General features: G+C 33.8%; 12 protein-coding genes. 7 read left to right on the forward strand and 5 right to left on the reverse strand.

Annotated elements, in window-relative coordinates:
- The first annotated feature begins 3 nt into the window (after nt 1–3).
- The gene (locus tag AAGV28_RS01650; RefSeq protein ID WP_373405086.1) at nt 4–1,467 is read left to right on the forward strand and encodes an aminoacyl-histidine dipeptidase; all 1,464 of its coding nucleotides are present in this window, start codon (nt 4–6) and stop codon (nt 1,465–1,467) included.
- Between the two features lie 314 nt (nt 1,468–1,781).
- On the opposite strand, the gene AAGV28_RS01655 is transcribed toward AAGV28_RS01650, so the two are convergent.
- From AAGV28_RS01655 to AAGV28_RS01670, 4 genes are all read right to left on the reverse strand, one after another.
- Nucleotides 1,782–2,303 (reverse strand): hypothetical protein, encoded by a 522-nt coding sequence (locus AAGV28_RS01655; RefSeq protein WP_373405087.1) that lies wholly within the window; start codon nt 2,301–2,303, stop codon nt 1,782–1,784.
- A 119-nt stretch (nt 2,304–2,422) separates the two neighbouring features.
- Nucleotides 2,423–3,190 (reverse strand): carboxypeptidase-like regulatory domain-containing protein, encoded by a 768-nt coding sequence (locus AAGV28_RS01660; protein ID WP_373405088.1) that lies wholly within the window; start codon nt 3,188–3,190, stop codon nt 2,423–2,425.
- Nucleotides 3,191–3,280: 90 nt separating this feature from the next.
- Nucleotides 3,281–5,176 carry a DEAD/DEAH box helicase gene (locus AAGV28_RS01665; protein ID WP_373405089.1) on the reverse strand — a complete coding sequence of 632 codons (1,896 nt, stop codon included), beginning with the start codon at nt 5,174–5,176 and terminating at the stop codon, nt 3,281–3,283.
- Nucleotides 5,177–5,381: 205 nt separating this feature from the next.
- Entirely contained in the window at nt 5,382–5,960 is a 579-nt protein-coding gene (locus AAGV28_RS01670) for a non-canonical purine NTP diphosphatase (protein WP_373405090.1), read from the reverse strand.
- Nucleotides 5,961–6,302: 342 nt separating this feature from the next.
- Between AAGV28_RS01670 and AAGV28_RS01675 the strand changes: the two genes are divergently transcribed.
- Nucleotides 6,303–6,749, forward strand: a complete 447-nt coding sequence (locus tag AAGV28_RS01675) for a lipocalin family protein (protein WP_373405091.1) — start codon at nt 6,303–6,305, stop codon at nt 6,747–6,749.
- 376 nt (nt 6,750–7,125) lie between these two features.
- The gene (locus tag AAGV28_RS01680) at nt 7,126–9,507 is read left to right on the forward strand and encodes a hybrid sensor histidine kinase/response regulator (protein ID WP_373405092.1); all 2,382 of its coding nucleotides are present in this window, start codon (nt 7,126–7,128) and stop codon (nt 9,505–9,507) included.
- A 611-nt stretch (nt 9,508–10,118) separates the two neighbouring features.
- Here the strand turns inward: AAGV28_RS01680 and AAGV28_RS01685 are convergent.
- A complete protein-coding gene (locus AAGV28_RS01685; protein ID WP_373405093.1) occupies nt 10,119–10,925 on the reverse strand; it encodes an NYN domain-containing protein in 807 nt (268 codons plus the stop codon).
- A gap of 198 nt (nt 10,926–11,123) precedes the next feature.
- Between AAGV28_RS01685 and AAGV28_RS01690 the strand changes: the two genes are divergently transcribed.
- From AAGV28_RS01690 to ric, 4 genes are all read left to right on the forward strand, one after another.
- Nucleotides 11,124–11,573 (forward strand): RrF2 family transcriptional regulator, encoded by a 450-nt coding sequence (locus tag AAGV28_RS01690; RefSeq protein ID WP_373405094.1) that lies wholly within the window; start codon nt 11,124–11,126, stop codon nt 11,571–11,573.
- Between the two features lie 20 nt (nt 11,574–11,593).
- A complete protein-coding gene (gene azu, locus AAGV28_RS01695) occupies nt 11,594–12,115 on the forward strand; it encodes an azurin (protein ID WP_373405095.1) in 522 nt (173 codons plus the stop codon).
- A gap of 89 nt (nt 12,116–12,204) precedes the next feature.
- Nucleotides 12,205–14,442, forward strand: coding sequence for a nitric-oxide reductase large subunit (locus AAGV28_RS01700; RefSeq protein WP_373405096.1), 2,238 nt, complete (start codon nt 12,205–12,207; stop codon nt 14,440–14,442).
- 17 nt (nt 14,443–14,459) lie between these two features.
- Nucleotides 14,460–15,191: an iron-sulfur cluster repair di-iron protein gene (gene ric / locus AAGV28_RS01705; RefSeq protein ID WP_373405097.1), complete on the forward strand. Its 732-nt coding sequence runs from the start codon at nt 14,460–14,462 to the stop codon at nt 15,189–15,191.
- Nucleotides 15,192–15,341 lie beyond the last annotated feature (150 nt).

Consider the following 15,341-nt stretch of genomic DNA (forward strand, 5'->3'; position numbering starts at 1 on the left):
AATATGAGTCAACAGATACGAGATTTAGAGCCTAAGATATTATGGAATAATTTTGCCAATTTGAATGCTGTGCCTCGACCTTCTAAAAAAGAAGAACATGTGGTAGCTTTTATAAAAGACTTTGGTAAAAACTTAGGTTTGGAAGTTTTTGAAGATGAAGTTCATAATATAATCATCCGGAAACCAGCCACGGCAGGAATGGAAAATCGCAAACCAATTGTCTTGCAAGGACATTTGGACATGGTACACCAAAAGAATGCAGATACTGTTTTTGATTTCGATACACAAGGAATTGAAATGTATGTTGACGGCGATTGGGTACGTGCTAAAGGAACAACTCTTGGAGCAGATAATGGTTTAGGAGTAGCCGCAATTATGGCTGTTTTAGAAAGTAAAACTCTTGCTCATCCAGCTATTGAAGCCTTGTTTACTGTTGATGAAGAAACAGGAATGACAGGTGCGATGAACTTAAATGGTGGTTTGCTTCAAGGACAAATTCTGTTGAATTTGGATACCGAAGAAGATGACGAAATTGACATCGGTTGCGCTGGAGGAATTGATGTTACTGCCGAAGCAGAGTTTGATGAGGAAGAAACTCCAGATTATTCAGTAGGTTATACTATTACAGTAAAAGGTCTTAAAGGAGGGCATTCAGGAATTGATATTCATAAAGGTTTAGGAAATGCCAATAAAATCATGAACCGATTGTTGTATGATGGTTTTGATAATTTTGGTTTACAAATTTCGGAAATTCAAGGAGGAAGTTTACGCAATGCTATTCCGCGTGAGAGTGTAGCAAAGGTAATTATTGCTTCCGTTTATGACGAAGCTTTTGTTTTTGATATGCAGCAAATGGTGAGCGAAATTAAAAATGAATTAAAAACAACTGAACCTGATTTAGAAATTGTTTTCGAAAAATTAAAAGAAACACCCGCTACAGTGATGCCGTCTATAGCGCAGTATTATTTTGTAAGAGCGATGGCAACTGCTGCAAATGGAGTGCATAGAATGAGTGCCGATTTTGATAATTTGGTCGAAACTTCGAATAATATTGCAAAAGTGATTCTTGGAAAAGGAAAATTATCGATACAATGCTTGACGCGTTCTTCGGTTGAATCGGCTAAGTTTGATTTGGCTAACGACTTGCGTTCGGCTTTTGAATTGATGGGCTGCGAAGTAGAAATTTCAGGTTCTTATCCAGGTTGGACTCCGAATCCCCAATCGGAGATTTTAGAGGTTTTAGTTCCGATTTATGAAAAATTAAATGGTGAAAAACCAAAAGTAGTGGCTTGTCATGCTGGTTTAGAATGCGGAATTCTAGGAGCTAATTATCCTGATATGGATATGATTTCTTTTGGCCCCACCATCCATGGTGCACATTCTCCGGATGAAAGAGCGAGTATTTCTTCTTCTCAAAAATTCTGGAAATTTTTAGTGGAGATTTTGGCGAATATTCCAGTGAAATAGTAGTCAGTCATCAGTAAATAGTGTTCAACAATCAATGCAACTGAACACTATTTACTGAACACTGCTCACTAAAATTTAGTCTCTTTTCGGACTGTTTTTCTTTTCTCTCTTTTCTTCTTTCTTCTCTTTTGCTGTTTTCAGCGGTTCTTTTTTAGCCGTTTTTTTAGCGTCTTGACTTTTTGCCATGATAATAGGTTTTTATGGTTTTGTTTCAGTAAATGTAGGTTTTATTGTGCTTGCTTTGTCATTTATCTAAAAAAAAATCCCCAATTACTTTGTAATTGAGGATAGGGGTTGGCATGGTTATGTTTAAGTTATTCTTTAAAACTATAAAGGGATTTTTGAAAGTCCGCTTTAAATTTATCTTTGTTGTCCTTGTTCGTCCAATAGAGTACTTTGTAAAAGTGGCTTTTGCTTTCGACAATACCTATCAAGTAATAAATTTCTATATCGTTTTCTTTATCATAGTAAGAGGCATCAAATTCTATAAAATTGATGTTGTCTTTTGAGTTCAAAATAGGTTTCGAAAGAAATCTTTTTTCTTCATCAACTAAAAAATCTTTAATAAAATCCTCATGAAATTCATTTATTGAAGAATAATACATCTCGAGTAAGGATAAATCTTCCTTGCTGTCCTCAATAACAATTGCATAGACTTCTTTGATGCTATTCTTGAATTGTATTGTCGCGACATCATTAAGACCTAATGTTTTATTCATGTATTCAGGCATGTCAAAATAGAAGACGTGTCCTGCTTTTTGCTTGATAAAATTGGTTTGTCCGATAGAAATTGAAGTAAAAAATATAAAGATAAGTGCTAGGTAAGTTTTTTTCATTTTAGTGCTTTTTTGTCGAATCAAATATAAAAAAAAGTTATGTTTTTTTTGTAAAAAAAATCCCCAATTACTTTGTAATTGAGGACTGAAATCTAACATCTAAATTCAGAAATCTTATTTTATTTTTTCTTTAGGACTTTGTACTGTTCATAACATCCGCTTATGGCGTCCATAATTTGTAAATCGTTTGCGGTTTGGATAAAAGATTCTGAATAATTACAACGTTGCAATATTTCTGGGATTTCATTTTTGTCTATTCCTAATAAAACGGCAATGGTTTCTCTGTCAAATTTAGATTCCAGAAGGGTACGAACAGTGTCATCTTTCTTCATCTCTTTCATTTTTTTGAGTTCATTTCCTTTTCTACCAAATACATTGTACAGCATGTCGGCGGGGTTAAATATGGAGCCCAAAACTTTCCCAAAAGCGCCAGGCGAATATTCTCCTGCTTCATAGCCATTGCTTAGTCCAGAAATACTGTAACGGTAGTTTTGATTTGTAGGGATGGTTTTTGAATCCACTTCGAGATAACCAGTTAAATTGAATGGTCGGATGATTACTTCTTCCAGAGCGATGGCTTTTTCAGTCAGAAAAATTTTAGCCACTTTGTTTTTAATCCAGTCATTCGTTACTTTAACTCTGAGCGATTGGAATCCTAAAAGTGAAAAATGCAAAGTGTCAGTAGGATGCACGTCAATTTCAAAATAACCGTTGGAATCTGTTTTAGAACCTCTTACTTTGTTGATATTGATGATGTTAACTCCTGAAAGTGGGTTTTTACCGTTGTCATTATAGACATAGCCTGTTACCTTTTGTGAAGCAGTTGCTTCTTGTGCAAAAGTGGATACAGATAGTATTAAAAAAAAGAAAACTACAAAATATTTCATAAACTGTTTTAAGACTTTAAAAGTAATAAATCAGCTTTAAATATTTTGTAGTTTTCTTTTTTAATTATAAGAAAATTAACAATAGAGTATTTAGTCTCTTCTCGGTCTTCTTGGTCTTGGTGAATCTCCTAAGCTTTCAGAACGTCTAGCTGGTCTTTCTGATGAACCACCTTCACGTCTTGGAGCAGCGCTGCTTCTTTCACTTCTAAAACCACCTTCTCTTGGAGCGGAGTTTCTGTCGCTTTTAAATCCACCGCCCGAAGAACCTTCACGTCTTGGAACAAAGTTTCCTTCTCTTCTTGGGGCAGAACTTCTTCCACCAAATCCACCACCAGAACTTCTTCCGTTATGGTCACGTCTTCCGCCACCATCATTTTTAGAAATTTCAACATTAATACGACGTCCTTCTAATTGTACGTTGTTTAATACTTCCATTACTTTATCAGTATGTTCTGGATCTGTGTTAAAGAAAGAGAAACCTTCTTTTACATCTACTTTGAAAACGTCATCACGACCTAAGTCTAATGTCTCTTTCAAGTAATCCTTCAATGTCATCCAGTCAAAGTTATCTCTAGAACCAATGTTTACAAAATACCTTGTAGCGCCACCATTGTTGTTTTCTCTTGGAGCACGGTCATCGCCACGTTCACGTCTGTCTCCTGATTGAGCAGAAAGATCTCTGGTTTTCTTGTAATAATTGATAAAACGGTTAAATTCAACTGAAACCATTTTCTTAATCAATTCTTCTTTAGTTAAACCTTCTAATACATTATTGATAGCTGGTAAATAGTTGTCAATTTCGTGATCAACTTCAGTATCTTTAATTTTAGTCGCTAAGTGTAGTAATTGAATTTCGCATATTTCGATTCCCGAAGGAATTGTTTTTTCTTCAAATTTTTGTTTGATGATTCTTTCGATAGAAGAAATTTTACGCAACTCACTTTTAGTTACAATCACGATAGAAGTTCCTAATTTACCTGCACGACCTGTACGTCCTGAACGGTGGTTGTAGGTTTCAATTTCGTCTGGTAATTGATAGTTTACTACGTGAGTAATGTTGTCAACGTCAATACCACGAGCAGCAACGTCCGTAGCTACAAGCATTTGAATTTGACGACCTCTAAAAGATTTCATTACACCATCACGTTGCGCTTGAGATAAATCTCCGTGCAAAGCAGCAGCGCTGTATCCATCTTCAACTAATTTTTCAGCAATAGCTTGTGTGTCACGTTTTGTTCTACAAAAAACTACAGAGAAAATGTCTGGATTAGCATCAGCTAAACGTTTTAAAGCTTCGTAACGGTCACGAGCATTTACTAAGTAAAATTCGTGAGAAACCGTTGCTGAACCTGAATTTTTAGTACCAACAGTAATTTCTTCAGGGTTAGTCATGAATTGTTTTCCAATTCTTGCAACCTCTGCTGGCATAGTAGCAGAAAACAACCATGTGTTTTTTTCGTCTGGGGTTGTTGAAAGGATGTTTACGATATCTTCGTAGAATCCCATGTTCAACATTTCGTCTGCTTCGTCAAGAATACAATAATTAATTTGAGTAATGTTTACTAAACCTCTATTAATCATGTCTTGCATTCTACCTGGAGTAGCTACAATAATTTGTGCTCCTCTTTTAATGTCTCTCGCTTGTTCGGTAATACTAGCCCCACCGTAAACTGCTACCACATTAATACCTTTTTCGTATTTAGAGTAGTTTTTAAGTTCGTTGGTAATCTGTAAGCAAAGCTCGCGTGTTGGAGATAAAATTAACGCCTGCGTATTTCTGTTGTCAGCATCAATTTTTTGGATAACTGGAAAACCAAAAGCTGCCGTTTTCCCTGTCCCAGTTTGAGCCAACGCAACCATATCTGTATCTTTTTCCAATAATAGGGGAATCGCCTTCTCCTGTACTTCTGACGGATTTTCAAATCCTAGATCTTTAATCGCCTTCAGTAACGATTCACTCAATCCTAATTGTTCAAATTTATTCATTATGTATTTTTAAAATAGGCTGCAAAATTACTGTTAATATTCGATATAAACTAATGCTATTTCAAGTTTTAATGATTTAATATCTTTTGATTATCAGAAAGTTATCTTTTTAAACTCAAATATTAGCTTTTGTATTTTGATTTTTTATAGCAAAAAATAGAAATCTTTATCATAAAAATGAAAAAAAATGTTGCATTTGGAACAATTATTTTATTCGACTCAAATATGCAATTAGCAATTGAGTTGCTTTTCCTCTATGGCTGATTTTATTTTTAATTTCCAATGATAATTCGGCAAATGTTTCTTGAAAATCATCAGGTTGAAAAATAGGATCGTACCCAAAACCTTGATTTCCTGTTTTTTCGGTAGTGATTTGTCCTTTAGCAATTCCAGTAAATAAATGTTGCTGTCCTTTAAGGTTTAACGCAATTACGGTTTTGAATTGTGCTGTTCTATCTGTTTTGTCCATTAGATTGCTTAGCAGAAGATTCATGTTGTCTTCGGCGTCTTTTTGTTCACCAGCATAGCGTGCAGAATATACTCCGGGGGCTCCATTCAAAGCGTTTACTTCGAGTCCGGTATCATCGGCAAAACAATTGTAACCGTATTTTTCAGTTACATAATTGGCTTTAAGAATAGCATTTCCTTCAATGGTATTAGCTGTTTCAGGAATTTCTTCGTAGCAGCCAATGGATTCCAGGCTTAAAATTTCAATGGAGGAAGGGAGAAGCTGCTGTACTTCAAGTATTTTATTTTTGTTGGTGGTGGCAAAAACGAGTTTCATCTTTTTGTTTTTAATTGTACAAAGGGCAAATATACAATGTTTTGAAAATGGTGTTAGGATATTTGTTTTTCATTTTGTTGAATGATTCTTAAACCAGTTAGATAGACAGCGTAAGTTTTAACTTGTTATTTGTTATTAATGTAGGTAGATGGACTGACAAGCTTTTTGGTTGTGTTTTTTTTACTTATTATTGTAAGTGGTGAAAACTATATAATGTAGTATTTTGAAACGATATAATGTTGTTTAAATGATTAACTTGTATTTGTTTGAGCCAATAAAGCCTCTTTTTGACTTTACGACTTTAAAACTTTCAACAAATTTATGTTAACCAAAAAAAAAATTATGAAAAAAACAAGTATCTTATTTCTTTTAACATTAATGATTTTAGGAATAACATTTGCTTCTTGTACCAAAGACGACAGTGGTCCGGTGGACATGAATTATATTGCGGCAAAATGGAATTTTGATAAGTCAACAGCAACTTCTGGTGCTTTTACAGTACCCTATTCAACGGATTATTTTAAAAACGAAGAGGGTTGCAATAAAGATTATATTGAGCTTAATGCTTTGGGAATTGCGAAATATGGGAACTATACATCAGACTGTGAGTTTGAGGAAAAAATAGGGACTTGGTCGCAAAGCGGAAACAAGATAACAATTGCTATTACTGGGACTAGTTTTAATGGAACTTTTAATGTTGCCAATCTTTCTTCAACCGATTTGTTATTGAAAATTGATGGAAGCTATCAGGGACAATCAGGTACATTTAACTTGTATTTCAAGAAATAAGTAGCAATTGTTTTCTCTTGAACAGCAAGAAAATTTATTTTATTAAATTGTTAAGATTTGATAAACAGTATTATGCATTGTGATTAATCATATATTTGATTGTAGTTTTGATTGTGGTTTTGATTGTATACTTGAATGACTTAAATGTAAATGAGAGTAATACTTCAATAGTCAGCTATATTGGTTATGTATAAAGTGATACTGGTAAATTAAAACTACACTTTGGGTTATACAACTCTATTTTTTTTATTTGTAAGAAACGGAATATTTATATTCTTTGTTTTTGCTTAATATGGTATACATTTTTTTTTAACATTTGTTTTAATTCAAAATGTTCTATTTTGCATAACTATTATTTAGTTCCAAAAAAAACATGATGAGATTCAGTAAAACCACTATAAAGTATAATTTCTTATTTGTCTTCTTTTTTTTATTGTTTTTTGCGAATACTTATGCGCAGTATGTTTTTAAAAACAATGAACTGCCCAAAAAAATATCGTTACATCAGTATGTTGCTGTTGCTGATGTAGGTCAGCGAGACTTGGATATTGAGTTTATAAAAAAACATTTCGCTTCTTTAAACGCGAAACAGTTAAAGACAGAAAGTGATGATTTAGGGTTTACTCAAAATAATTTTTGGGCAAAATTAGAACTTCAAAATACGACAGAATCCAATTTAAGATACTACCTCGAAACCGCTCGTCCGATAACAGATTTGGTTGAATTGTATATTGTTGACGCTGCTTCGGGGCAAATTACCAAGCTGGTTAGCGGTGACAAAATGCCCTATCATGAGCGAACTTTTGATAATCATAAAACTATTTTTAAAATCAATATAAAGTCTAAATCTCAGCTCACGTTATTTTTACATTTAAAAAGTGACGGTGAAGTTGTTAAAATGCCTGTGCTGCTTTACGATGCTGATCAATTTATTGAGACCGCTACCGATGAGCAGATGTTTTTTGGTATTTTCTTTGGTGTTTTAATGATTACAGCTATAATATATTTCTTCTTCTTTATAGGTTTAAGAGATTCTACTTTTTTATATTATACCTTGTATGTGGTTTTTGTGGGACTTTTGCAGTTTGCACTCGATGGCTATTTTTATAAATACATCACGCCTAGTGGCGGTTGGTTTTCTAATCATGCCGTTTTATTTATTGCTATTCTTGCTGTTTTGCTTTCAGGAAAGTACAGTGAAGTTTTTTTGAAAATAAAAATACATAGTAAGCGAATTTATTTTTTGTTTAATGTGGCGTACGTATTGTTAATAGTACTGTTTTTGTGCATCATTTTCATACCAGCAGTATTGATTTATTGTTACGTGTTAGTCAATGTTTTTACTTTGATGTATTTGTTTTTAATTGTGTTTACAATAAGTTATCTGTATTACAAGAAAAAACCCGTTGATACTTTATTCTCTATAGGTATCTTCTTTTTGATATTGGGTTTTATTGTCTTTATTCTACATAATTTTGGTTTAGTGGCCAGTAATTTTTTTACTCAAAACAGCTCTAAGTTAGGAACAGGTTTAGAAGTTATTTTTCTTTCCTTGTCGATGTCTAATTTGATTCGGAATCTTAAAAACGAAAAGAATGAATTGAATCGGATTGCCCTAGCGCGTTCAGAAGAGATGAATGATTTAAAATCCTATTTTTTATCGAATATTAGTCATGAATTGAGAACTCCTTTGAATGCAATTACCAATTTGATTGATTCGATTTCTAATGAGGTAAAGGATAAAAAAGTAATTAAAAATTGCAAAATCATCAAATATTCCTCTCATAGTTTATTGAGTTCGGTAAATGATATTCTCGATTTTTCTAAAATAGAAAAAGGAGAATTACAGTTGGAAAAAGCACCATTTGATCTATTGAAAATGGTTAAAAGTATTAAAAAAAATGCCCAAAGGCGTGCCAAAGACAAAGAACTGGATTTTCAATTTACTAAGTCAGGAACTTTTCCGGATTTGTTGATCGGTGATGAGAACCGGTTGTCTCAAATAATTAATAATGTGTTGAGCAATGCTATTAAATTCACTTCAAAGGGGTATGTCAAGTTTGATGTGGAAATGCAAATTAAAGAAAACCATCAAGCCGATTTGATTTTGACTGTTTCCGATTCGGGTGTTGGGATTTTAAAGGATAAAATGGATCGTATTTTTGATTCTTTTTCCCAAAATAAAATTGATAATAAAAGAAAATTCGGCGGTCTTGGTCTGGGACTTTACATTGTGAAAACCTTAGTGGATATGCAAAATGGTATTGTCGATATGCAAAGTACGGTAGGGGTTGGTACCATTTGCAAAATTACCTTGACATTTGATGTAATTGAAAGACCAGAGGCAAAAATTATTGCGGCAGAATCGGAAGTTTATGATTTAGGAGGGAAAACCATTTTAGTTGTTGAAGATAATTCCATTAACCAGATGGTAATTAAAATGATAACTAAGAAATGGCTAAATACGAGTGTACTTTATGCTAATAACGGCCAGGAAGGTGTTGATGCTTTAAAGTCCAATGCTATTGATATTGTTCTGATGGATCTACAAATGCCAGTTATGGATGGTTATGAAGCAACTATTGCCATTAGAAACGGCGAAGCTGGATCGCAAAATACAAACATTCCGATTATTGCCGTTACGGCTGATGTAATGGAAGGCACTAAATTAAGAGTGGTAGAGATTGGGATGAACAACTATTTGTCAAAACCTATTAAAAAAGAAACCTTATACCAAGCGATTAAAGAATTAGTTTAAATTGGAGTTGATATAATTTAGATACATAATAAGATTTTTGCTTGCTATTTTTTTATTTAATTAACTGGTTTTAAGTTAATTAAATATTAAAAAACGGAAACGTCCCAGCTTTTTTTAATATTAGCTGTATCTTTATGCTGTGGTTTTGATTCATTCCCTGAGGGTGTTAATTTAGGAACAAAATGAAAACACAATCATCAGCAGGATTTAGTTAATTATAAGTTGAGAAATAAATCAAAACCAAATTTTGGAGGGCTTTAATAGCCCTCCTTTATTTTAATGTTTGCTAACATCGCTTAGGTTATTTCAAATAAATCTTATAACAAAAAGTGTTGTAAATATCAAAAATAGAAAGAATAAGTAACATTTAATAATTACTAAAAATTTCAATATTTATTTAGAGCCTGTTTAAAATTCATCAAAATTTATTTCCCAAACCCTAAAGGGTGTAATTTTGATGAATTTTTAAGAAATTTTCCACCCTTTAGGGACGGGGGAAAGAAATTTTTTTGATCTTCAATTTTTTTTTTGAATAATTCAATGATTTTTCACCAATACAGATCTTTTTTAGTTCAATTTTTATTAGACCATTTTAAAATAACATACAGTTACTAACTAAAAAGCAATCGAACATACACATGTTTAATTCCTTTTTTATCGGAGTCTCTTTCATCTATTTCAAGAATTTCAGTCAGCGATTTTAGCATCGGAGTTAGTTTTGAAAATCCATAATTTCTTGGGTCAAATTCTGGTTTTTTCTTTACAATCAAGTTTCCTACATCGCCCAGGAATGCCCAACCGTCATCATCGCCTAAATCTTCAATAGTAGATTCTATTAATTCAATGGTAGGTTCGTCAATTTTATTAAGCGGTTTTTGTATTTGTTTTTCGGGAACTTTAGTCGTTGTCGTTGTTTTTTCAACTGGTTTTTTAGAATCTACAACTACTTTAGTAACTTTTTTCTTGTTGATTGCTCCATCTAAAACTTCGATAAAAATAAATCGATCACAAGCACTGATAAACGGTTTTGGTGTTTTTTGTTCTCCTATTCCAATAACTTTCATTCCTGATTCTCGAAGGCGAATGGCTAGACGAGTGAAATCGCTATCGCTGGAAACAATACAAAAACCATCCAGTTTTCCTGAATACAGTAAATCCATTGCATCGATAATTAAAGCAGAATCAGATGAATTTTTGCCTGTGGTGTAGCTGTATTGTTGTATAGGAGTTATAGCATGTTCTAATAAAACCGCTTTCCAGCCATTGGCATTGGGTTTAGTCCAATCGGCATAGATGCGTTTGGTAGTTGGTGTTCCGTATTTGGTAATTTCTTCCATCATGCCTTTTACATTGCTGTACGGAACATTATCGGCATCAATCAATACAGCTAATTTGAGTTCTTTAGTGTTTTGCGACATTATTTAGATTTTAAGAATTAAGCGCGCTCAAAGTTAAAACTAAATTTGAGTTTTATGTGAATTTAATCTCAAATATGTACTCCGAGCTTCGTTAATTATTTTACTTATAAATAGTAATTTGGAATATAAAATTAATTAAAGATAAATTTGTCTTTTATTGAAATAATAAATACATTTGTAAAAAAATAATGAAGAGTTATGTTTTCAAAAGCATGTGAATATGGAATTAGAGCTTCAATTTTTATTGCAACCAAATCTTCTCAAGGAATTAGGGTTGGAATAAAAGATGTTGCCAAAGAAATCGATTCTCCGGAACCGTTTACTGCGAAGATTATGCAGATTTTGACTAAAAACGGAATCATTCACTCGGCAAAAGGTGTAGGAGGAGGTTTTGAAGTTTCCAATGAAGCCGTAAAATCAATAAAATTAATTCAGATTGTAGATGCCATTGATGGCGATAAAATATATAAAGGATGCGGCATTGGACTAAAACAATGTTCAGAGGATCATCCTTGCCCCGTTCATCACGAATTCAAAAAAATAAGAGGCATCCTTTTAGAAATGCTCACAAAAACGACTTTAGAACAGCTCGCTTCAGGAGTAAAATCAGGAGATTTTTATCTAAAAACATTAAATACAAATCATTAACATTTATAAATTTTTTAAAAATGAATACAAAAACCAAAATTTCGCTATTAATCCTGATGGGATTTTTAACAATAACTTCTTGCGGAAAAAAAGAAACAACTCCTCTTGACCAGTCAAATGAAATGACTGAAACAGAAGGAGAAATTGCAGTGACTCCAGAAGCTGTTAGTAATGTTTTAGTTATTGAAGGAAATGACCAAATGCAGTTTAGTACAAAAGAATTGAAAGCTGTTGCAGGTAAGCCAATTACATTAACTTTAAAACATGTTGGGAAAATCCCAAAAGAAGCAATGGGACACAATTTAGTCATTTTGCAAGAAGGAACAGACGAAGCTGCTTTTGCTGCCAAAGCTATTCAAGCGCAAGCTACAGATTATATTCCAGCTTCAGAAAAAGCCACCATAATCGCTCACACTAAATTAATAGGCGGCGGCGAAGAAGATACCATCGAATTTACAATTGATAAAAAAGGAACCTACAATTTCCTTTGTACTTTTCCTGGTCATGTGGCTTTGATGAAAGGAGTATTAATTGTTGAGTAAATAGTATAAACTCCAATTCTGGTAATGGTTTTGGAGTTTTTTTAAAAACAAATAAAAGATAAAAATATCCTTTATTAAATGAATTCAAAATGACAAGAGAAAAAAAATTATGGATAGTCTTTGCATTGGTAATGACTATCTCTTTTGCAGTGCTTGGTTACTATGGTTATGAAATTTACCAGCAGGCACCTCCAGTTCCAACGAAAGTTGTTTCAGATAGCGGTAAACTGATTTTTTCTGAAGAGGAAATAAAAGACGGGCAAAATGTCTGGCAAAGTATAGGTGGGCAGGAAGTAGGCTCTATCTGGGGTCACGGTGCTTATGTGGCGCCAGACTGGACTGCCGATTGGCTGCATCGGGAAGCTATTTTTATACTGGATAAATATGCAAAAGAAGACTTTAATGTAAAGTTTGATGATTTAGATGCAGAAAAACAATCAGCTTTAAAAATTCGACTGCAGAAAGATTTGCGAACCAATAGATATGACCCCAATACAGGTGTTCTTACAATATCTGAAAATCGTGTGGCTGCCATTGAAAGTTTAAGTCAATATTACAAAGGACTTTTTACGGATGATCCTAAATTTGATAAGCTGAGAGGAGAATATGCGATTCCGAAAAATGCTATAAAAGAGGAATCACGAATGTATAAAATGAATGCATTTTTCTTCTGGGCAACGTGGGCAACAGTAACGCAGCGTCCTGATTCTGATATTTCGTATACGCACAATTGGCCATCAGATGAACTGGTAGGGAATAAAGCAACAAAAGAGCTTTTAATTTGGTCTGGAGTCAGTGTTATTTTATTGATTTTAAGCATCGGAATTTTGGTATTCTACCATGCAAAATCGGGAGAAGAGGAGAATTTTACGCTTCCTGAAGAGGACCCAATTATTAAGCAAGGTAAAACGCCGTCGATGGGTCTGGTTACGAAATATTTCTGGATTGTTAGTTTATTGATGATCCTACAAATGGTTTTCGGAATAATTACAGCACATTATGGTGTTGAAGGGAATGGACTTTACGGAATTCCGATTGATCAGATTTTACCTTACGCTGTTACCCGTACATGGCATACGCAATTGGCCATTTTCTGGATCGCAACTGCCTGGCTTGCTACGGGATTGTATATCGCTCCGGCAGTGTCTGGTAAAGATCCTAAATTTCAATGTTTTGGAGTAAACTTTTTGTTTTATGCTTTGTTGATCATTGTTTTGGGTTCTATGGCAGGGCAATGGTTTGGTGTCATGCAAAAATTGAATTTGGTAGAGAATTTCTGGTTTGGTCATCAGGGTTACGAATATGTTGACTTAGGTCGTTTCTGGCAAATTTTCCTTTTAGTGGGATTGTTTTTATGGCTTGCGTTGATGGTACGTCCTTTAATTCCGATTCTAAAGAAAAAAACACAAGAAAAAAACCTCATCATTTTGTTTTTGATTTCCTGTGCAGCAATCGCAATGTTTTACGGCGCTGGATTGATGTGGGGAAGACAAACAAATCTAGCCATTGCAGAATACTGGAGATGGTGGGTAGTTCACCTTTGGGTAGAAGGTTTCTTCGAAGTTTTTGCAACCGTAGTTATGGCATTTCTATTTGTTCGATTGGGGTTATTGAAAACTAAAACCGCGACATTAAATGTTTTATTTGCAACCATAATTTTCATGTCTGGTGGTATTTTAGGAACGTTCCATCATCTGTATTTTTCCGGAACTCCTACGGCGATTATGGCTCTAGGAGCTACGTTCAGCGCCCTGGAAGTTGTTCCTTTAACCTTAATCGGATTTGAAGCCTATCAGAATTACAAAATATCAAAATCAACACAATGGATTATTGATTATAAATGGCCCATTTATTTTATGATTTCAGTAGCATTCTGGAATTTCCTTGGAGCCGGAATTTTCGGATTCATCATTAATCCGCCCATTGCATTGTATTATGTACAAGGCTTAAATACAACGCCGCTTCATGCACACACAGCTTTGTTTGGTGTTTATGGAATGTTGGGAATCGGATTGGTTTTATTTGTATTGAGAAGTTTATACAGGAATGTAAACTGGAATACAAAACTGCTTAAAATAACTTTTTGGTCGTTAAATATCGGTTTGTTTTTAATGGCTGTGTTGAGTTTGCTTCCAATAGGTGTTTGGCAGGCAATTGAAAGTATTGAACACGGAATGTGGTATGCGCGTTCATCAGAATTAATGCAACAACCGTCAATGATTACGTTAAAATGGCTTCGCGCTATAGGAGATTCTATCTTCGGGATTGGATTTATAACCATGGCGTGGTTTGTATTTGACCTGACTTTAAAAAATAAAAATAAATAAACTTAATAATGATTATTATGGAAAATTTAAAAAACAAAACAATAGGATCATTTGTTGCTGAAGATTTTAGAACAGCGGCTGTGTTTTCTAAATATAAAATTGATTTTTGCTGTAAAGGAAACAGAACCGTAACGGAAGTCTGCGAAAAGCAAGACATTAATTCGGATGCTTTATTGCAAAATATTAATGAGGTTTTACAATCAGAAAACAGCAATTCAATTGATTTTAATTCCTGGCCTTTAGATTTATTGGTAGATTATATTGAGAAAACACATCATCGTTATGTGGAGGAAAAAACACAGGTATTGCTCGCTTTTCTGGATAAATTATGCAAAGTTCATGGTGCCAATCATCCGGAATTATTCAAAATAAATGAATTGTTTGTTGGTTGTGCAGGAGAGTTGTCCCAACACATGAAAAAAGAAGAATTGGTTTTGTTTCCTTTTGTAAAAAGAATGGTAAAAACAAAAGATGCGGACGGGGTTTTATCACAGCCTTCTTTTGGAACGGTATCAAACCCAATTGCCATGATGATGAACGAGCATGATAACGAGGGGGAACGTTTTAGTGAAATTGCAAATTTGACGGATAATTACACACCTCCAGCTGATGCTTGTACGACTTACAAAGTAACTTTTGCCATGCTTAAAGAATTTGAAGAAGATTTGCACAAACACATTCATCTGGAGAACAACATTTTATTTCCTAAAGCGGTTCTTTTGGAAAAGGAATTTGCTGCAGTAGAGTAGTACCATTTTACTGGAAAAAAAAACACCACGTCTCTTCGAGTGGTTTTGAATAGTAATGCGACAGCTTTACTATTCAAAATTGTATCGAGAAGCCTAAAATGTTGAGGTTCTCGATACATTTTATTAAAAAAAGCTGTCGCATTTTTTAAT

The sequence above is a fragment of the Flavobacterium zubiriense genome (assembly GCF_041729725.1).
In the GTDB taxonomy this organism is placed as follows: Bacteria; Bacteroidota; Bacteroidia; order Flavobacteriales; family Flavobacteriaceae; genus Flavobacterium; species Flavobacterium zubiriense.

Coding starts and splice junctions, on each gene's coding strand:
- AAGV28_RS01670 (WP_373405090.1), bottom strand. CDS start 5,960: ATGAAACTCGTTTTTGCCACCACCAACAAAAATAAAATACTTGAAGTA.
- AAGV28_RS01680 (WP_373405092.1), top strand. CDS start 7,126: ATGAGATTCAGTAAAACCACTATAAAGTATAATTTCTTATTTGTCTTC.
- AAGV28_RS01660 (WP_373405088.1), bottom strand. CDS start 3,190: ATGAAATATTTTGTAGTTTTCTTTTTTTTAATACTATCTGTATCCACT.
- AAGV28_RS01665 (WP_373405089.1), bottom strand. CDS start 5,176: ATGAATAAATTTGAACAATTAGGATTGAGTGAATCGTTACTGAAGGCG.
- azu (WP_373405095.1), top strand. CDS start 11,594: ATGAATACAAAAACCAAAATTTCGCTATTAATCCTGATGGGATTTTTA.
- AAGV28_RS01685 (WP_373405093.1), bottom strand. CDS start 10,925: ATGTCGCAAAACACTAAAGAACTCAAATTAGCTGTATTGATTGATGCC.
- AAGV28_RS01675 (WP_373405091.1), top strand. CDS start 6,303: ATGAAAAAAACAAGTATCTTATTTCTTTTAACATTAATGATTTTAGGA.
- AAGV28_RS01650 (WP_373405086.1), top strand. CDS start 4: ATGAGTCAACAGATACGAGATTTAGAGCCTAAGATATTATGGAATAAT.
- AAGV28_RS01655 (WP_373405087.1), bottom strand. CDS start 2,303: ATGAAAAAAACTTACCTAGCACTTATCTTTATATTTTTTACTTCAATT.
- ric (WP_373405097.1), top strand. CDS start 14,460: ATGGAAAATTTAAAAAACAAAACAATAGGATCATTTGTTGCTGAAGAT.
- AAGV28_RS01690 (WP_373405094.1), top strand. CDS start 11,124: ATGTTTTCAAAAGCATGTGAATATGGAATTAGAGCTTCAATTTTTATT.
- AAGV28_RS01700 (WP_373405096.1), top strand. CDS start 12,205: ATGACAAGAGAAAAAAAATTATGGATAGTCTTTGCATTGGTAATGACT.